This window comes from Ruegeria sp. CDSA246 (genome assembly GCF_059611225.1).
This window is the reverse complement of record NZ_JBXWPD010000004.1, coordinates 22,344-41,051: the sequence shown is the minus strand read 5'-3', so window position 1 is coordinate 41,051 and position 18,708 is coordinate 22,344. Positions and strand designations below refer to the sequence as shown.

Here is an 18,708-nt window from a genome sequence, read left to right as displayed (position 1 = left end):
GATCAACGGAGTTAGTCGTTGATCGGATCGCAGGAATATGAATTCATGATCACGTACTGGATCCTCGGTGAAAGGGACGCTCTTAATGGCTCGGGTCAAAAACTGTTTTGTTATCCCGGGCACATTCGATGAGGCGGGTTTTACTAAATCTTTGAAAGAATTGGCATTGCGGTTCGAGGCCGCTCAACCTGCTGGAAATTTTGATATTCTTGATTGCCATGACCAATCCCTCAGGGCATCTGCTAAGGTTTTGATCCAAACTGATGGGTCATTGTTTTTGTTGCGCTGCGGTAGAATTGAAACCCAGCGGTGTCAGGGTCACGGCAAGTTCGTGCAGGAATTACCTGTCGGACCCGTCAAGGCAGGTCTAGCGGGCTTTCCCAAGTTGCGCGCGTTGATGAGCGTCGGGGCGGGCAGGGCCAAACACCGCTCGTTTGCCATTCTGGGTGACCTGCAAAAGACGCAAGTGCGCGGCACGATGATGTTGATGTCCTCGGATCAGGGGCAGGTAACAGTTGTAACCGTTCAACACATGCGCGGATATGACCGGGCGTATAGGACTGTTTGTGAAAAGCTGCCTAAGTTGGAGGCTGGCAAAAGCAAGGCGAAGCCATTGTTCGACTGGTTGTTTCCCGACGCGACCATATACAGGGCCAAGCCCGAAATCCGCGTTAGTAAACAAGAACCATCAATCGAGGTCGCCACCGACATCATTCGCACCTATCTGGCGGTCGCGCGCCAGAATGAGGCGGGCGTGATCGATGATATCGATACTGAATTTCTGCATGACTACCGCGTTTCCCTGCGCCGCGTGCGATCTGTGATCAGCCTGTTCAAGGGGGTGCTCTCGCCTGAACAAACCGCTGCGTTAAAGCGCGAGTTTTCCGGTCTGATGGAACCCACTGGACGAGCGCGGGATTTGGACGTCTATCTGTTGGAAAAAGACAGTTACTTCAATTTTATACCGCCGAACCTTCATGAAGGTGCCGTGGCCATGTTTGCGCAATTCGAAAAGGAACGCAGTCAGGCACTTGGCCGTCTGTCCCGGCGTTTTCGGACGCAAAACTATGACAATCAGATGAAAAAGTTGACCGAACTATTCGCTGATCCGACAAACCTGCAGTCTGGCCCAAATGCAGATCGACCTGCCTATGAATACGCGCGCGCCCTAATCTGGAAGCGATACCGGAAAACCTGCAAACTGGCGCAACGTATCACTTCGGACACGCCTGATGAAGATGTTCATAAATTGCGGATCGACTGCAAAAAACTGCGTTATCTTATAGAGTTCTTTGCCCCTTTGTTCGACGCAAAGGCATTCAAAACGATCATCAAGCCATTGAAAAAGCTGCAGGATAATCTGGGCCTGTTCAATGATTTCTCAGTCCAACAAGAGGCGCTTCTGAATTTTGTGAAACTGCACACCAATATGCAAGGCCGCGCTGATGCGCAGTTGGCCTTGTCCGTGGGAGGGCTGATTTCTGTTCTGGATCAGCGCCAATTGGCGGAACGTGACCGTGTCATCGCAAGTTTCAAGCATTTCGACAGCCCGGACATCCGGCACCTGTTCCGCAGTTTGTTTCATCAAAAGGAGGGCTGAGAAGTGAAGATCATTGCCTGTTACAGCAACAAGGGCGGTGTGGGTAAAACCGCCACCTCGGTCAATCTGGCCCATGCTTACGCGGCAGCGGGGCACAGTGTTTTGCTATGCGACCTGGATCCGCAAGGGGCGTCTGGGTTTTATCTGCGCGTCAAACCATCCAAAAAGCTGACGGATGCAAGGTTCTTTGAGGATGTCGCGCGCTTTACTAAATCCATTCGCGCCAGTGACTTCGAGGGGCTGGACGTGCTGCCAGCAAACATGACCTTTCGGGATTTTGACGTCTTCCTGTCACGGATGCGGAACACGCGGTCGCGGCTGAAAAAAGCGCTGATCTCGGCGGGCAGCGATTATGAGGTGATCATTCTGGATTGCCCGCCCAACTTTTCGACCCTGTCGGAAAACATCTTCAAAGCGGCCGATCAGATCGTGGTTCCGGTCATCCCGACGACTCTGTCTGAGCGGTCTTTCGATCAGTTGGTCGGTTTTTTCGATGCCAACAAGTTGTCGAAGAATAAGCTGACGGCATTCTTTTCCATGGTGCAACAGCGCAAGACCCTGCACCTTGAGACTATGGATGCGATGCGAAAGCACTATCGCAAACGGTTCCTGCACAGCTCAATCCCGTTTGCGGCGGATATCGAAAGGATGGGGCAGAACCGTGCGCCAGTCAGTGAATTCGCCCCGCGCAGCGCCGCCAGCTTGGCATATCAAAAGCTGTACGACGAGATGGAAAACGGAGTGGTTTCAAAGCGATGAGCACCGAAATTGAACGCAAGTTTCTGGTGGCGGAATTGCCCGACCTGAGCGGCGCGGATAAGGCCGTCATCCGCCAAGGCTATCTGACTGCACCGGACGATTCCACGGAATTGCGTCTGCGGCAAAAGAATGACAGGTATTTTTTGACGCTCAAAGGAGCGGGCTCCTTGGTGCGGGTGGAACGCGAAGCCGAGATCACGGCCGAGCAATTCGAAACCTTCTGGCCGGAAACCGAAGCACGTCGGGTTGAGAAAGAGCGTTATACCGGAAAAATGCCGGATGGGCGCGTGTTTGAGCTGGACATCTTTCTGGGAAACCTCGCGCCGCTGCGGCTGGTCGAAGTGGAATTCGACACAGAGGCCGAGGCGCAGGCATACACGCCGCCCGACTGGTTCGGAACAGATGTGACGGCAGACAAACGTTATAAAAACAAGATGATGGCGATCAAAGGTGCGCCAATCTAGGGCTTGCGCGCCAGTTTGATCGTGGCCTCAAGTCCAGGGTCGCAGTTGCGCGCCTCGAAAGCGCCTTGATGCATGTGAGAAATCGCCGCGACCAGCGCCAGGCCCAGCCCTGAGTTGCGCTCGGTCCTTGCGGGATCGAGCGTCACAAACGGCACCTGCAAACGTGGCAAATCCTCTTCAGGGACACCAGGGCCCCGGTCACGCACGCTCAGGCAGGTGTAGGGACCGCTTTCTGACAGGGTGATCGTGATTGCCGTCTTTTCCGGGGCATAACGCATGGCATTTTCCAGAAGATTTGACAGCGCTTGAGACAGAAGCGGGCGGTGCCCCTGAACAGTGTGGGCGGTGCCGACGACCTCAAGCGAGATGCCCTGATCGGCGGCAACTGGTTCGTACAACTCGACGACGTCACCGATCAGTTGCTGCAAGTCCACGGGTTCGAACTGTTCCCGCCCGACACCGGCCTCGGCGCGAGAAATTTCGGTCAACTGCCCAAGAACGCGCAGCACGTGGTCGATTTCCGCTGTCGCGCGTGCCACGTCGACGTCGCGGTCCAGATCGCTTTTGGATGGGTCAGACAGTGACTCGACCCTTTGACGCAGGCGGGACAGCGGGGATCGCAGGTCATGGGCGATTGAATTCGAGGTTGTGCGCAGATTGCTGATCAGTTCCTCAATCCGGTCCAACATGCTGTTCAGGGTTCCGGCCACTTGATCCAGCTCGTCCCCGGTTCCGCGCAAAGGCATGCGGCGGGACAGATCACCTGACACGATGTTTTCCGCTGTTCCCGCAAACTCGGACAGGCGAGTGAACACCAGCCGCGTGAAAAGCCAGCCGGTCAAAAGGCTTAGCGCCAGTGCAATTGCAAGCGCCAAGCCAACCGCGCGCAACAGCGCCCTGTCAAATTGCTGCCGTGCAAGGGCATCACGACCTACTAGCAGGCGTTCGCCGCCCGGCAAGCGGACCGAGGCGGCCGAGATCGGGACCAACTGGTCGTTATCGGCGCGGCGAAGTTCCAAATCAACCCAGCCACTGCCTGCTGTGACGTCCGCAGGCCAGTGCTTGAGGTTTCCGGCCAGCTTTACACCGAACCGGTCAGTCAAAAGATACAAAGCATCCCGTTCGGACGCAGTTGGAATCCTGCGTTCAATGGCTTGCAACAGCCCGAATAGGCCGCGCCGTTCATATTCATCGGCCAGACCGGTTAATTCGGCGGATACCACTGAACGGGTCTCGCCCTCGATACTGCGATTGGCGGTGAAGTATACAAGCCCCAGCACGATGGCCGTCAGCAATGTGCTGAGAACCATGCTGGCTAGAACGAGGCGGGTGCGAGAATTATTGAACGAAAGTCGCAGGTTATCCATCGGATATCATGTAACCCGCACCTCGAACCGTTTCAATCAACGGCGGCCTGTCGCCTTCATCCAACTGGCGGCGCAGTTTTGAAATATGGACGTCGACCACGTTGGTATTTGGGTCAAAATGGTAATCCCAGACACCTTCCAGCAGCATGGTGCGCGATACGACGCGGTTCTTGCGGCGCAGGAAGAATTCAAGGATCTGGAACTCACGCGGGGTCAGGGATATTTCGTGCCCGTCGCGGGTGACCTTGCGCGTTAACAGATCCATTTCCAGGTCGCGGCAGGTCAGCGTCGCGGTTTCCTCAGATTCCTGCGGGCGCCGCAATAGGGCTTCGATCCGCGCGTGGAGTTCCTGAAACGAAAACGGTTTGACCAGATAATCATCCGCACCCGACCGCAACCCCTTAACCCTTTCGTCAACCGCGCTCATTGCGGTCAGCATCAGGGTAGGGGTCTTGACCCCAGCCGCCCTTAAGGATCGGATCAGCGAAAGGCCATCAAGACCGGGAAGCATCCGGTCCAGCACAATGGCGTCAAACCCGCCATCGGTGGCGTGGTACAGACCCTCGCGGCCATCTGCGGCCTGCTCGACCACATAGCCTTCTTCGCCAAAGCCCTTGGCGATGAACTCACGAGTGTCCTCGTCATCTTCGACGATCAGCAGGCGGCGGCTCATGTTTCGGGTTCCTTTCTATCGGGATTTAAACACAAATTTCTGGAAAAGCACATGATTTGCGTAAATTACGTGCCGGGTGCGTTGCAGCGCACCCGGCAGTCCCGGCGGAATGCGGACAATTCAATCCGCCGAGGAGGCGCACGCCAGAAATCCCCATCAAATGGCGCACGCGGACTTCGGGTCAGGCGATTTCCACCGCCACGAAGATCTGGTTTCCGCCCCGGTTGATCAGCACCAGCGCGGGGTCAGTCTTTTCGCTGTCCAGCGCAGCCTTCAGCGCGTCGGGTGAGGCGGTCTTTTGACCGCCCAGTTTTACGATCACGTCGCCGCGTTGCAGACCAGCCTTGGCAGCAGGGCTGTCGGGCTTCAGATCAGTCACAACGACACCATCGACATTCTCAGCTACGCCCATTTGTGCGCGGTTGCTGTCGGTCAGCGGTGCGACGGTCACGCCCAACGCGGTGCCCGAGATACCTTCGTCCACCGATTTGTCGATCTCGGCCGAGGCGCTTTGATGCTGTCCGATTGTCAACTCGATCTGTTGCTCTTTTCCATCACGCAGAACGGTCATGACACTGTCGGTACCGACTTTGGTCGTGCCGACAAGGATCGGCAGGTCGCTGCTGGAATCGACGGCTTCATCGTTGAAGGTCAGGATAACGTCACCTTGCTCCAACACGCCCTCTGCGGGGCTGCCCGCGACGACATCTGACACAAGTGCGCCGGTCGAGGCATCGATCCCCATAGCCGCCGCGATCTCTGGGCTGACATTCTGGATTGAAACACCCAGCCAGCCACGGCTGACCTGACCATCATCGCGCAGATCCGCGGCGATATGTTCAACGATGTTCGAGGTCACGGCAAAGCCCAGACCAACCGACCCGCCGGTGGGCGAGTAGATGGCCGAGTTCACGCCAATCACTTCGCCTTCCATGTTGAACAGTGGACCGCCCGAGTTGCCCTTGTTGATGGCCGCATCGGTCTGAATGAATTCAGCGTAGGGCCCGGCCGAGATATTGCGGCCTTTGGCTGAAACGATGCCCGTGGTCACGGTCGAATGCAGGCCAAACGGGTTGCCGATGGCCACGACGTCCTCACCCACGCGGATAACGTCACTGTCCCCGATCTCAACGGCTTGCAGCGCTTCGCCGGCGTCGATCTTAAGGACGGCGATATCGGTCAGCGGGTCGGTGCCCACGATTTCGGCTTTGAAACTACGGTCGTTGCTCAGACGGACGGTCACGGTCGAGGCATTGTCGACAACATGGTGGTTCGTGATGATGTACCCGGCTTCGTCGAGTACAAACCCCGATCCCAAGCCTTGCGATGGTCCACGCTGCGGTGCCTGAAAGCCCTCAGGCGCTCCGAAGCGTTTGAAGAATTCACCAAAGGGGTGGTCTTCTAAATCAAAATTCTGTCCCTGTCCCGGTGCTTGCACGGGCACAATGTCCTGTTCGGCGATGATGGTCACCACCGAGGGGGACACGCTTTCAACCAGATCAGCCAGGGCTTCGTCTGCCAGCGAGGGCAGGGCGGTCGTGGCCAGCAGCGCGGCGCCAAGCGCGGATGCGCCAACGAGGCCTGTTGCACGTGGCAAAAGCAGCGAGGATTTACGGATGCTCATTTTTGTCTCCTGTTTATTTCACGCGATTGCAGCCGCGCGTTAACCGAGGAGATGAGGCATCAACCTGTGAGTTTCCTGTGCTGAGGATTAAGAAATCTTAATTTCGCCACAAACAGGTCGTCGTATGCCGACGTTCCGCCGAGATAATAGCGAATCGCTTGTCACGAATCGGCCATTGTTGCCAATTTAAAAGTCAAACCCTGATTTAACCTGAATTGATTCAGTTTTGGTAACAAAGGATCGCTGGAAGGCCTTGGCGAAAATTCGCTCATCTCTTGGTTGTGGTGTGTTTCTGCAGCCTGGTCAAATCAAGTGCATATGCGCCCTATAACTTTTATATATAACTAATAAAGAATATGCATAACGTCAGGTTTGGACTAAAATGGGCAGTTCATTGATCTTCTATAGGTAGATTTCGCCTCGGCGGGATGTTGCGCAAAAACCATTCCGAGACGCCAAAAATTAACCGTTCTTTCCAATTTTACATTGTTTGGAAGCACCGTTTGGGTGACGATGATCTTGCCCAAGCGAAGGGGGAGCCGACGGCACTAGGGGGTGCCAACGGCTTGTCACAGTCACTGGAAACGCTAAGCGGCATGTTAACGAGGGGGTCTTGTTTAGGTTCAGCGGCGGAATAGCCAGGGTGCCATAGGCATTTTTGGCAGCGTTTTCAGGATTGGTGAAAAGTGGTAGTCCTGTTTTGGGCAAGCGGCCTGGTCGGTATCGACCGGGCCGTTTCTATTTTGGCAGGCCGGTTATGTGGCCTTCCCGGCCCGCCAGCGTGCCCAATCCTCGGGAGTGTCCAGATCCAACAGGGCGTTTTGACCGGGTAGTGGTTGAAGATGCACTGCATTCTTATGCGCCTGCACAACGGACTGAGCACCCTCATCGCCTGTAAGTTGCCTGAGCTCTCTGAACAGCGGACGGGCAAACACAACCGGATGGCCGGGCTTTCCTGTGGCTGTCGCCCCACGCCAGATCAAGCAATTTGGATATCCTTGGACAGACTCTGCGACTTGCTTCAGGTCACCAACTGTGATTTCCGGCAAATCTGCCAGTAAAACCATGACAGCCCCGGCATCGGCGGGCACATGCGCAAGAGCACCGCGCAAACTGGCGTTCATGCCCTCATCAGCGTCGGGTATTTCAACTGCAACAACATCCATACCTTTCAAGGCGTCCTGGCGAGGATTCGGAGCAGGCGGAAGCGCAACGATCACCGGGCCTACCTGCAACGCTGTTTGTGCAGATCGCCGTAGCAGGGGCATGCCATCGACGCTTTGCATCAGCTTGTCCGTGCCAGCCATGCGGCGGGATTGTCCGGCGGCCAGAAGGATAATGGGAATGTCTGTCATACCTTCACATAGCCGCCGTAGCCGTCTTTTGTCATCCCCGCATACGTTCACCGTCCGCGTCGAACAGTGGGGTTGAGATCACACGCGCCTTGCGCATCTGGCCCAGTATCTCAATCTCGACCTCCAAGCCGTCACGTATGCGATCCGAGGGCAGGAAACCTATTGCGATGGATTTGCCGGCATAATGGGAATACCCGCCCGAGGTGCAGAATCCGACGACCGCACCATCCAGCCAGATCGGCTCATACGCATTCACGTCAGCGTCGTCTGCATCCACTTCGAACGAGACCAGCTTGCGCGCGGTCCCCTCGGAGCGTTCAAGCTCGGCTTTGGCGCGACCGATAAAGTCGGTGTTCTTCGTGAAGGCAATAAAGCGATCCAGCCCGGTTTCCGCGGCAGAGTAGTCGGGTGAGAACTCGCTCATCCAAGACCCAAAGAACTTGTCCAACCGCAGGCTCATCATCGCGCGCATGCCAAAGGGCACCATGCCGTGGGGCTGGCCAGCCTGCCAAAGGGTCCACCACAATTGCCGTTGGGCCATCGGATCACAGTAGATTTCGTACCCCAGATCGCCCGTGTAGCTGACCCTTTGAACGGTGCAATCGGTCATACCGATGGTCATGCGGCGAACATCAAGGAACCTGAGGTCCGAGATGTCCGTACGGGTACAGGCAGCCAAAACCGTTGCCGCCGTTGGTCCAGCGATCTGAAAGCCGTTCAGACAATCGCTGATGTTTTCAATTGTAACGCCGTCATCCTGATGCTGCAGGAACCACCGCATATGGAAGGCCTGGCTGCCATATGACGCCGTTAGTTGGAATTCGGTTTCGGCCAAACAGGAAACGGTGAAATCCCCGATCAGCTTGCTCTTGTGCGACAGCATCGGTGTCAGCGAAAGCCGCCCCGGCTTTGGGATGCGCCCCGCCATGACCCTGTCCAGCCAGTCGCGCGCACCCGGGCCGGTGATGCGATACTTGCCGAAATTATGGACTTCGTTGATGCCGACACCATTGCGCACAGCGCGCACCTCGCGCCCGGTCGCCTCGAATGCATCCGAGCGGCGGAATGAGGGCGTTTCGTAGCCCGGTTCGTCACCCTGCGCAAAATAGTTCGCAACCTCCAGCCCGTATTGCTGACCCCAAACCGCGCCCAGATCGCTGAAGATATCGTACATCGGGGTGGTCCGGTTCGGACGCGCGGCCGGCAGTTCTTCGTTGGGGTAGGCGACGCTAAAGCGTTTCTGATAGTTCTCGATCACCTTCGGGCGCGTATAGCCAGGCCCGACCCAGTCGCCGAAGCGGGCGACATCCATGGCGAACACATCGCGCTCAGGCTCTCCTTCGATCATCCATTGCGCCAACGTCAGGCCAACACCGCCGCCCTGACTGAACCCGGCCATCACGCCACAGGCGGACCAATAGTTGCGCATGCCCGGCACCGGCCCGACGAGTGGGTTGCCATCAGGCGCAAAGGTAAACGGTCCATGGATCACCGATTTGACGCCAGCCTCGGCCAGAACGGGGAAGCGTTTGTAGGCAAATTCGATACTGTCGGTGATCTTGTCATAATCGTCGGGCAGCAGTTCGTGGCCGAACTGCCACGGTGTGCCATCGACAGCCCAGGGTTTGCAGGGCTGTTCATAGAACCCAATACACAACCCGCGCCCTTCCTGCCGCAGATAGCTTTCGCCAGCAGGGTCCATTACATGCGGATGCTCGCCGCCAGCGTCGATGATCGCCTCGATCTGAGGGATCGAGTCTGTCACCAGATACTGGTGTTCCATCGGGTGTAGGGGGAAATAGACGCCCGCCATCGCGCCAACCTCGCGCGCCCAAAGGCCACCGGCATTGACGATGTGTTCGGCATGGATCGTACCCTTGTCGGTGACCACATCCCATGTTCCATCGGTGCGCTGGATGGTTTCGCGCACCATGCAGTGCGTTTCGATCGTAGCGCCTCGCATCCGGGCCGCTTTGGCGTAGGCATGGGTGGTCCCCGACGGATCAAGATGACCGTCCAGCGGATCATAAAGCGCGCCGATGATCCCGTCGGTGTTGGTGATAGGAGCCATCTTTTTGATCTCCTCCGGACCAACGATTTCCGTCTCCAACCCCATGAACCGATGCTTGGCGCGTTCCGCCAGCAACATGTCGAACCGATCCTGATTATCTGCCAGCGTCACTCCGCCCACATGATGCAGACCGCAGGACATGCCGGTAATCTCTTCCAGCTCTTTATACAGCCGGATCGTATATCCCTGGAGCGCCGCCATGTTGGTGTCGCCGTTCAGGGTGTGAAACCCGCCCGCCGCGTGCCAGGTCGACCCGCTGGTCAGCTCGGAGCGTTCCAACAGCATCACGTCAGTCCACCCCAGCTTGGTCAGGTGATAGAGTACGGAACATCCAACGACTCCGCCGCCGATGACTGCAACTTGGGTTGTGAGTTTCATGCACGTCTCCTGATGGCTATGCCGTCAGTCTCAATAGGAAAGCTGCCTTTGCAATAGCTTCAGCGACAGAAAGTGTCGCGGAAGGCGATCCGGGTTCGGCGCCTGCTGGCTAACCCAAACAGGAAGGATACGGTGGTTGTCTAAAAGAAAACCGGCGCTCGGATTAGAACGCCGGTGGAATCTTGCAGTTTTTTGGGTTGTCCTCAGAGAGGGCGAACTTTCAGTTCGGTGATCCGGTTGCCTTGACGTTTTGTCACCTCAAAGCGAAAGCCGTGAAAAGAAAAGACCTGACCGACGGTTGGGATCATCTGCGCTTCGTGAATGACCAGACCGGCAATGGTATTTGCCTCATCGTCGGGCAGGGACCAATCCATCGCGCGGTTGGCGTCGCGGATCGTGGTGGCTCCTTCGACCAGAAACTGCCCATCTTCGGTTCGGGTTACAGAAACGTCTTCGTCTATGTCGAACTCATCCGCGATCTCGCCCACGATTTCCTCGAGGATATCCTCAAGCGTGATAAGCCCGCGCAGCGAACCGTATTCATCCACCACCAGCGCAAAGTGGCTGTGCATCCGGAGGAATTCGCGCATCTGATCGTCCAGAGTGGTGGTTTCCGGAACAAAATAGGGATCGTTCGCGACCTTGAGGATGTCGAACTCTTTCAGTCGGTTATCGGCGTTCTCACTGCCGCCGGCATGGGCGTACATTGCGCGGAACAGATCCTTGGCGTGTACGACACCCACGATGTTTTCTTGTTCATCCCGAAATACGGGCAGGCGGGTGTGGCTGCTTTTCAGGCATTGCTGAAGGATGGCCTCGGGCGAAGCGTCTGCATCGATCATCTCAATATTCGAGCGGTGCAACATGATCTCTTCAACCGTACGATCGCCCAGATCAAGCGCGCCAAGGATACGGTCGCGGTCTTCCTTTTCGACCACGCCTTCGGAATGACCAAGCTGCAATGCCCCGGCGATTTCCTCGCGCACGGCGAGAATGTTGCTGTCCGGGTCGATCTGGACGCCAAACAGGCGCAGAACACCACGTACCAGCAGGCGCACGGCTGCAACGATGGGTGAAAACACCGTCACGACGACACCGATGATCGGTGCTACGGCAGCGGCCGCCTTTTCCGAATTGGTGATCGCGTAGGTCTTGGGAAGAACCTCGGCAAAGATCAGGACTAGAAGGGTCATCACCAGCGTTGCCAGCGCAACGCCGCTTTCACCGAACAGCCGTGTGAAAAGCGCAGTCGCAAGCGATGCGGCAAGGATGTTGACAAGGTTGTTGCCCAACAGGACCGAACCGATCAGTCGCTCGTTATCGTCAGTGATGTCCAGGGCCTTCTGCGCACCGCGCGACCCTTTGTCGGCCTGCGCACGCAGTTTTCCGCGCGACGAGGCGGTCAATGCCGTTTCAGAACCCGAGAAAAAGCCCGATAGGACAAGCAAAAGTAGAATGGCGCCTGTGGTAAACCAGAATGCGCCGTCGATCAGAGAAGCAGAAGAGGGTTCCATCGGTCCTTAGTTGTTCGTGATACTGCATCCGTTATGGGGGTGCGCATGCTGTGGATCAAGGGGTTAGCCGTCGTCATCGCCGTCTTTCGCCAGCGGGTGATGTTGCAACACAAGCTCTGACAGGCGTTCGTCCAGGACATGGGTGTAGATTTCCGTGGTCGCCACGTCGGCATGGCCCAGCAGGGTCTGGATCGACCTCAGATCAGCGCCATTGGCCAGAAGATGCGTGGCAAAGGCATGGCGCAGGGTGTGTGGTGTCACTTTTTCCGGCGAAACGCCACCTTCTACGGCCAGTTCCTTGACCAGCAGAAAAAACCTGTGCCGGGTCAGATAGCCGGATTTGCCGCGAGACGGAAACAGGAACTTGGAACGCTGAGCACCTTCTGCAACCTGCTTGTCCTCGGCCTCGTCCCTGATAAGCAACCACGCCGCCAACGCATCGCGCGCCGGAGGCGACAGTGGCACCATCCGTTCCTTGCCACCTTTGCCCAGCACAAGCAGCATCCGGGGGTCACCTCGGGCCGAGGAGACTGGCAGCGAAACCAATTCGGTCACCCGCATTCCCGTGGCGTAAAGAACCTCCATCAGGCAGGTGTTGCGCACCCGGTCTGCATCGTTGCGACCGGTGCGGCGCGCGGCCTCAAGCAAACGATCGACTTCAGCGACATCCAGCGTTTTGGGCAGGCGTTTTTGTCGACCGGGGCCTTTGATCTGAATGGCGGGGTTAGCTTCAAGCCAACCTTCTTCGAAGGCGAACCGGAACAGTTGCTTGATCGCGGACAACCGACGTGCGCGCGTGGAACGGGACAGGCCCTGTGCGTCGCAATCAATCAGGTATTGCTCAATCTGTTCTCTCTGTGTGTCAGGAAAACCCGTTTTTCGACGTTCCAACCAGGCCGAGAATTCTTTCAGATCGCGGCCATAGGCTAGCAGCGTATTGGTCGCTGCGCCCAATTCAGCGGCCTGAGCTTGTAAAAAGGTGGAAATCCACAAGTCCTGCGTCGCTGGGGCTACCACGATCAACTGCCCTGCAGGATCAGCAAGTTCAGCGCGGCGCGGCGGGCGGTGTCCTCAAGACCCACACGGCGGAGCGTCGCAATGGCTGCTGTCAAATCGACTAGGTTGCCGCGCGACCCATGCGCGAACCGGCCCATGGCCTCCAAAACCGCCTCACCCAATTGATCATTGTTTAGCATCGTTTCGATATTCGGCGGGACCGGAGCAGCCCATGCAAACCCTTGCGCAACCGCATCCGCCAGAGGTGAAGGAGAGCGCGCGCGCCCCGGATCGCCTTGCGCTAACGCCGCCAGAAAGTGATTTTCGTCGGATTGACCGGGCACAGAAAGGGCCGCTGTTTCATACAGTTCGGACAACAGCAGGATACGCCAGCGCAGCTGTTCCGCCGACGGATCCGTCAGCTCTATCTGCGACAGGCGTTCTGCGAACAATTCTGCAAAGGGTACCTCTAATCCGATCAGGCGCATTTGCGTCCACACAGTATTTAAAGCCCGGGCGATTTTGTCGGGATTGCGCGAATCCAGTGCAGACTCGAACCGTTGCACGGCCGCGACCCTGTCCCAAACTGCGCCGGACGCGGCTGGAGAGCGCTCGGTATACAGCCCCAGCAATTGGTTGGGGGTCAGCGCGCCGATGCGGGTCAGCCGCTCAGCCGCTTCGATCTGCGCTTTCCACCCGGCTACGTCCCGCAGATCGGCATTTGCAAAGGCACGGGGCAGAGGGGCCGATGGCAGGCGTTCTCCGATCGCCTCAAACAGGCGAAAGGTCAGTGGGCTGGGATCATCTGGTTGCGGAAGGTATTCGGCTTCTTCAAACAACTCGGGGCTGAGAAAGCGATCCAGCACATCCAGCTCATCTGGTGGCAATATCTGCAATGCGTGCGCCGCTTCCAGTGTGAGGGCGGCTGATGGCCAGTCTCCACGCCGCGCCTTGCAGAATATTTGCGCGGCGTAGTCCTGAGACAGGTGTGGCTTCGCGATCAGGGACGTACAGCTGCGATCCTCGTCTCCAGTAAGTAAAGTGGCGTCAAACCAGCGCTGGAACCTGTCGCGTGTGTCGGTCGGACCGGCCAATTGGACCAGCGATTGCGCCGGGTCGGCTGCGCCAAGTTGCATCAATCGGTCGATGCGGGCCAATAGTAGCGTTTCCTCGGCGCCGGAACTGGCAGGTGCGCGGGCCTCGGACAGGATCAGCGTAAACAACAACCGCTGCATGGCGGGGTTATAGCGAACCGGCACATCGGTGATCAGCTCGGCCAGCCGGTCGGCATCACTATTCTGCCAAAGGTGCACCGGCAGGCCAGTCACCGACGACGACACAAGCCCCAACGGCTGTGACAGTGCCTCAAGCGGAGAGACTTGGATATCCGGCTGAATGCCCGTCTCCGTGACCGGTGGTTCCAACAGGACAGTCCCTGGCAGGTTTTCCGGAGGGTCCGTCAGCCAATCGATGACGGAAAGAGGAGCCTGTTGCGCCTGCGCTGATCCAGCCAGCAATAAGGCAGCCAGTGCGGCTTTATTCAACATTCAGGATTACCGGCTCTCGAATTTCGTCCTGCGGGGCCGAGAAATCCACCCCAAATATCGGACCCAGATAAGCATATCCCACCAGCCCGACAAAACTCAGGCAAACAATATATATCAAGAACTTGATCAGACGGCCCATTGCTCAACGCTGCCCCAATTTTGTCTTTTGCCATAGTTATAGCTGGCATTTTTCGTAAGATCACGTCATTCACGTTGAAATGAGCGAAATTAAGCATAACGCCCACACAGAAGGTACTGATGCGGTCTTTGAACTGCACAAAACCGTCGTTCTTGTTGGCATGATGGGGGCCGGAAAGACGGCTGTGGGCCGTGCTTTGGCCGCAAGGCTGGGTGTTCCCTTCCTCGACAGCGACGCCGAGATCGAATCGGCTGCCAATATGACCATCCCCGAGATATTTGAGCGTGATGGTGAACCGTTCTTTCGCGCCAAGGAAAGTCAGGTCATCGGACGTCTGCTGGACGAGGAAAAAGGCATCCTGTCAACTGGCGGCGGCGCTTTTCTTTCCGATCAGAACCGCCAGATGATCACTGAACGCGGGGTTTCGGTCTGGCTGCGGGCTGACTTGAAGGTGTTGTGGAACAGGGTCAAACATAAGGACACACGGCCTTTGCTGCGCACGGCTGACCCTTATGCGACCTTGCGCGCCTTGTATGAGGCCCGCGTCCCGGTTTATGCGCAGGCAGGGCTGACAGTTGAGTCCGATGGCGAAACCTCGATTGAAAATATGGTGGACCGGGTGGTGGAGTCGATGTTGACGCGCCCTGACGTATTGGAACGGAAGTAAATGCACCAAACCGTACATGTAGAGTTGGGCAAACGCTCGTATGACGTGGAAATCGGGCCTGACCTGCTGGAACAATCCGGCACGATGATTGCACCCTTGTTGCACCGGCCTAAGGTCGCCGTTCTGACGGACGAGAACGTGGCCGAGTTACATCTGAATGCGTTGCGGGATGGCCTGGCAACAGCTGGTATCGAGATGACCTCGCTGGCCTTGCCCGCAGGAGAAGCCACCAAAAGCTGGCCGCATTTCGAGCGCGCGGTTGAGTGGCTGTTGTCGGAAAAGGTAGAACGTCGCGACGTGGTTGTCGCCTTGGGTGGCGGGGTCATTGGTGATCTTGCGGGATTTGCTGCGGCCGTTTTGCGTCGCGGTGTCCGTTTCGTCCAGATACCGACCTCGTTGCTGGCGCAGGTGGACAGTTCTGTTGGCGGAAAAACCGGCATCAACGCTCCACAGGGCAAAAACCTGATCGGGGCATTCCATCAGCCGTCTCTGGTTCTGGCGGACACCTCGGTTCTGGGCACCATGACCCAACGGGATTTCCTGTCGGGCTATGGCGAGGTGGTCAAGTACGGCCTGCTGGGCGATGCAGAGTTCTTTGAATGGCTCGAAAGAAACGGTCCCGACGTTTCGGGTGGCGATATGGCCGCGCGCGTGCGTGCGGTTACACGCTCGGTTCAGATGAAGGCCGATATCGTAGCCCGCGACGAGACTGAGCAGGGCGACCGTGCGTTGCTGAACCTTGGACACACTTTCTGTCACGCGCTTGAAGCGGCCACCGGGTATTCTGATCGATTGCTGCACGGTGAAGGCGTTGCCATCGGCTGTGCACTGGCGTTTGAGCTGTCCTCTCGTCTTGGGCTGTGCTCGCAAGAGGATCCAAGTCGTGTGCGGGCACATTTGCGCGCGATGGGAATGAAAACCGATCTGGCGGACATTCCCGGAGATCTGCCGGATGCCGAAGCGCTGGTTGACCTGATGGCGCAGGATAAAAAGGTCATCGACGGCCAGCTGCGGTTTATTCTGGCGCGCGGGATCGGGCAGGCGTTCGTCACTTCGGACGTCCCAAGGGACGCTGTATTGTCCGTGCTGGAAGACGCCTTGGCAACGGTCTGATCAGCGTCCGCGGATCACCATCAATTCACCGATGTTTTCGCGGGTGATGTAGCCAACCATTGCGTCGGCCTGCGTGCAAACTGCGACGGCGGGAGCACCCTTGTGAAGTTTCTCCAGCACGGTTTCCAAGCCGGTGGTCAATTCAACACGCGGAATCTCGGTTTCCATGATCGAAGTTGCCAGATCGGACCGAGGTGCCTCTTGCGCCATGGCAGTAAACAGCGTGCCGCGCGCAATAAAACCAAGCAAGTCTCCATTCGGACCCAACACGGGGAACTCGTGTTGCGTGGTGTGAATGACGGCCTGTGCGGCGGTTGCAAGCGTGTCGTTGGGCGATAGGGAGTGAAACTCGGTAATCATAGCGTCGCGGGCCAGCACCCGCCGCGCGACCGAGCGCATGGCCACATCGTGACTTTCGGCATTGGCTGCGACGAACACGAAAACGGCGATCAAAACCAGCAGAGGGTTACCTGTACTCAGCCCGAGAAAACCAAACGCCACCGCCACGACCTGACCCGCAAGGGCGGCGATACGTGTGGCTTTTACCCGGTCCATCTTCAGACACAAAAATGCGCGGAATACCCGGCCGCCATCCATAGGGAAGGCCGGGATCATGTTGAATACGGCCAGCAACAAATTCACATAGGCCAGCCGGTTCAACAGTCCGGCACTGGTCGAATCGATCCGGGTCAGGGAGTCCAGTGTCATTCCGGCCCCCATGGCCATCAAAACGATCCAGATCACAATATTCACTGCCGGCCCGGCCAGAGCGACCCAGACTTCTTCCATAGGCTTCTCGGGCATCCGTTCGAGCCGGGCGAGCCCGCCGATGGGCAGCAATGTGATGTCAGGGGTTTTGATGCCATAGCGCCGCGCCATCAGCGCGTGGCCAAACTCATGCGCGACAACGCAGGCAAACAGGGCCAGAACAAAGATCAGGTTGTCGATCGCGGCGGGCACGCCGCCTTTGGAATAGGCGGCAAAGGCGACCCAGCCCAGTAGTAGGAAAAAGGTGACATGGACCCTCAGTTCCGACCCCAGTACCCGGCCGAGTGAGAAGGACCATGTCATGTTTCGTCTCCGTTTGCCTTAGAACGGAATCTCGTCGTCGTCGATTCCGCCGGATGCAGGGGCAGGAGCGCTGGACTGTCCGCCATAAGGATCGCCATAGCCGCCGCCCGCCTGACCGCCGCCATAGCTGCCTGACTGTCCGCCGCCGTAACCGCCTCCGCCTTCACCGCGTGCATCAAGCATAACAAGGGTCGAGCCGAACCCCTGAAGAACAACCTCAGTCGAGTAACGGTCCTGCCCAGATTGGTCCTGCCATTTGCGGGTCTGCAATTGCCCTTCGAGATAGACCTTCGAGCCTTTGCGCAGATATTGCTCCGCCACGCGGACAAGCCCTTCGTTGAAGATCGCGACCGAGTGCCACTCGGTGCGCTCACGACGCTCGCCGGTATTGCGGTCTTTCCAGGTTTCGGATGTTGCGATGCGCAGGTTGCATACTTTGCCCCCGTTTTGGAAATTCCTAACTTCAGGATCGCGGCCAAGATTTCCGACCAGAATGACCTTGTTGACTGAACCTGCCATATATTTCCCCGTTCTTGTCTGTGTCGAGCGCGCCCGAATCTGACGCGAAGTTTCTACGCGACCCTATACGGCCTGCGTCATGGTTAAAACACAGTTGATGTGTGCAACGGTTGGCAAGAAACTACCCAGGTTCTGTTTACCAAGCTTTTATTCTTGCATGAAATACCTATAATCATTCGGGTTCGAGAGCGAGCGGGATTGGCATAAATGCGTTTTCAAGTTGGTTGTTTTTCTGTTCTGTGCCTTGCGCTGGTTTCGGGTCCGGCTGCAGCTGACACCCTGTCCACCAAAAACCGTAAAGATATTTTCCTCAAACAATCCAAGATTCTGGACTCGCGCGCAGCCACTCAATATCGCGATTCTGAACGGCTGAAGCCAAAGACCGCGCAGCCGACTCAAGTCATCAAGCGATATAATGGTAAATATCGAGGCCAATACCTGACGCTGGCGCGGCAAGCAGCCCGGAAACACAGTGTCCCGGAAGAGTTGTTCTTGCGACTGGTGCAACAGGAAAGCGGATGGAACCCGCACGCGGTGTCTCACAAAGGGGCACTGGGTTTGGCGCAGCTGATGCCTGGAACCGCGCGTCTTTTGGGTGTGAACCCGCATGATCCGAAGCAAAACCTGGAAGGCGGCGCCCGTTATTTATCGTGGCAGTACCGCAAGTTCAAATCCTGGCGTCTGGCGCTGGCGGCTTATAACGCCGGTCCGAAAGCCGTGGAAAAACACGGTGGCGTGCCGCCCTACAAAGAAACCCAGAACTATGTGAAAGTGATCTGGGGCGGCTGATCACCAGCCCACCCATGTCAGAAAAGAACCGGCGCTGTGGCCGGTTCTTTTCGTTTGGGTTG

At 57.2% G+C, this 18,708-nt stretch carries 17 protein-coding genes; 6 read left to right on the top strand and 11 right to left on the bottom strand.

Annotated features, from left to right (window positions below):
• The first annotated feature begins 331 nt into the window (after nt 1-331).
• Genes AC2FI9_RS06095 through AC2FI9_RS06085 form a run of 3 tightly spaced genes read left to right on the top strand, consistent with a single transcriptional unit; the run spans nt 332 to nt 2,823 of the window.
• Nucleotides 332-1,600, top strand: a complete 1,269-nt coding sequence (locus AC2FI9_RS06095) for a CHAD domain-containing protein (protein ID WP_496766606.1) — start codon at nt 332-334, stop codon at nt 1,598-1,600.
• A gap of 3 nt (nt 1,601-1,603) precedes the next feature.
• Nucleotides 1,604-2,359, top strand: a complete 756-nt coding sequence (locus AC2FI9_RS06090) for a ParA family protein (protein ID WP_496766604.1) — start codon at nt 1,604-1,606, stop codon at nt 2,357-2,359.
• The gene (locus tag AC2FI9_RS06085) at nt 2,356-2,823 is read left to right on the top strand and encodes a CYTH domain-containing protein (protein WP_496766600.1); all 468 of its coding nucleotides are present in this window, start codon (nt 2,356-2,358) and stop codon (nt 2,821-2,823) included. The genes AC2FI9_RS06090 and AC2FI9_RS06085 overlap by 4 nt, the downstream gene beginning before the upstream one ends.
• Here the strand turns inward: AC2FI9_RS06085 and AC2FI9_RS06080 are convergent.
• The 9 genes from AC2FI9_RS06080 to AC2FI9_RS06040 all read right to left on the bottom strand — a co-directional run bounded on the left by AC2FI9_RS06080 (nt 2,820) and on the right by AC2FI9_RS06040 (nt 14,487).
• Nucleotides 2,820-4,133, bottom strand: coding sequence for a sensor histidine kinase (locus AC2FI9_RS06080; RefSeq protein WP_496766597.1), 1,314 nt, complete (start codon nt 4,131-4,133; stop codon nt 2,820-2,822). The genes AC2FI9_RS06085 and AC2FI9_RS06080 overlap by 4 nt on opposite strands.
• A gap of 49 nt (nt 4,134-4,182) precedes the next feature.
• Entirely contained in the window at nt 4,183-4,863 is a 681-nt protein-coding gene (locus tag AC2FI9_RS06075; RefSeq protein ID WP_496738663.1) for a response regulator transcription factor, read from the bottom strand.
• Nucleotides 4,864-5,044: 181 nt separating this feature from the next.
• Nucleotides 5,045-6,487, bottom strand: coding sequence for a Do family serine endopeptidase (locus AC2FI9_RS06070; RefSeq protein ID WP_496766595.1), 1,443 nt, complete (start codon nt 6,485-6,487; stop codon nt 5,045-5,047).
• Nucleotides 6,488-7,242: 755 nt separating this feature from the next.
• The gene (locus tag AC2FI9_RS06065; protein WP_496766593.1) at nt 7,243-7,842 is read right to left on the bottom strand and encodes a nucleotidyltransferase family protein; all 600 of its coding nucleotides are present in this window, start codon (nt 7,840-7,842) and stop codon (nt 7,243-7,245) included.
• A 31-nt stretch (nt 7,843-7,873) separates the two neighbouring features.
• Nucleotides 7,874-10,291, bottom strand: a complete 2,418-nt coding sequence (locus tag AC2FI9_RS06060) for a GcvT family protein (RefSeq protein WP_496766589.1) — start codon at nt 10,289-10,291, stop codon at nt 7,874-7,876.
• A gap of 203 nt (nt 10,292-10,494) precedes the next feature.
• Nucleotides 10,495-11,805, bottom strand: coding sequence for an HlyC/CorC family transporter (locus AC2FI9_RS06055; protein ID WP_496722447.1), 1,311 nt, complete (start codon nt 11,803-11,805; stop codon nt 10,495-10,497).
• A 63-nt stretch (nt 11,806-11,868) separates the two neighbouring features.
• Nucleotides 11,869-12,822 carry a site-specific tyrosine recombinase XerD gene (locus tag AC2FI9_RS06050; protein ID WP_496766586.1) on the bottom strand — a complete coding sequence of 318 codons (954 nt, stop codon included), beginning with the start codon at nt 12,820-12,822 and terminating at the stop codon, nt 11,869-11,871.
• A 2-nt stretch (nt 12,823-12,824) separates the two neighbouring features.
• On the bottom strand, nt 12,825-14,348 hold the full coding sequence (locus AC2FI9_RS06045; RefSeq protein ID WP_496766583.1) for a hypothetical protein: 1,524 nt from the start codon (nt 14,346-14,348) through the stop codon (nt 12,825-12,827).
• On the bottom strand, nt 14,338-14,487 hold the full coding sequence (locus AC2FI9_RS06040; RefSeq protein WP_496766581.1) for a hypothetical protein: 150 nt from the start codon (nt 14,485-14,487) through the stop codon (nt 14,338-14,340). Before AC2FI9_RS06040 ends, AC2FI9_RS06045 begins: the two co-directional genes overlap by 11 nt.
• Before the next feature lie 79 nt (nt 14,488-14,566).
• Here AC2FI9_RS06040 and AC2FI9_RS06035 point away from each other — a divergent pair, with 79 nt between their 5' ends.
• Together AC2FI9_RS06035 and aroB are read left to right on the top strand one after the other, a co-directional pair.
• Nucleotides 14,567-15,154, top strand: coding sequence for a shikimate kinase (locus AC2FI9_RS06035; protein ID WP_058277741.1), 588 nt, complete (start codon nt 14,567-14,569; stop codon nt 15,152-15,154).
• Nucleotides 15,155-16,267, top strand: coding sequence for a 3-dehydroquinate synthase (aroB, locus tag AC2FI9_RS06030; RefSeq protein ID WP_496766579.1), 1,113 nt, complete (start codon nt 15,155-15,157; stop codon nt 16,265-16,267).
• Here the strand turns inward: aroB and AC2FI9_RS06025 are convergent, their stop codons facing one another.
• Together AC2FI9_RS06025 and ssb are read right to left on the bottom strand one after the other, a co-directional pair.
• Nucleotides 16,268-17,338: a site-2 protease family protein gene (locus tag AC2FI9_RS06025; protein WP_496766574.1), complete on the bottom strand. Its 1,071-nt coding sequence runs from the start codon at nt 17,336-17,338 to the stop codon at nt 16,268-16,270.
• An 18-nt stretch (nt 17,339-17,356) separates the two neighbouring features.
• Nucleotides 17,357-17,857: a single-stranded DNA-binding protein gene (ssb, locus tag AC2FI9_RS06020; RefSeq protein WP_496766572.1), complete on the bottom strand. Its 501-nt coding sequence runs from the start codon at nt 17,855-17,857 to the stop codon at nt 17,357-17,359.
• Between the two features lie 207 nt (nt 17,858-18,064).
• Here ssb and AC2FI9_RS06015 point away from each other — a divergent pair, with 207 nt between their 5' ends.
• The gene (locus AC2FI9_RS06015; RefSeq protein ID WP_496766570.1) at nt 18,065-18,646 is read left to right on the top strand and encodes a lytic transglycosylase domain-containing protein; all 582 of its coding nucleotides are present in this window, start codon (nt 18,065-18,067) and stop codon (nt 18,644-18,646) included.
• Nucleotides 18,647-18,708: the final 62 nt, after the last annotated feature.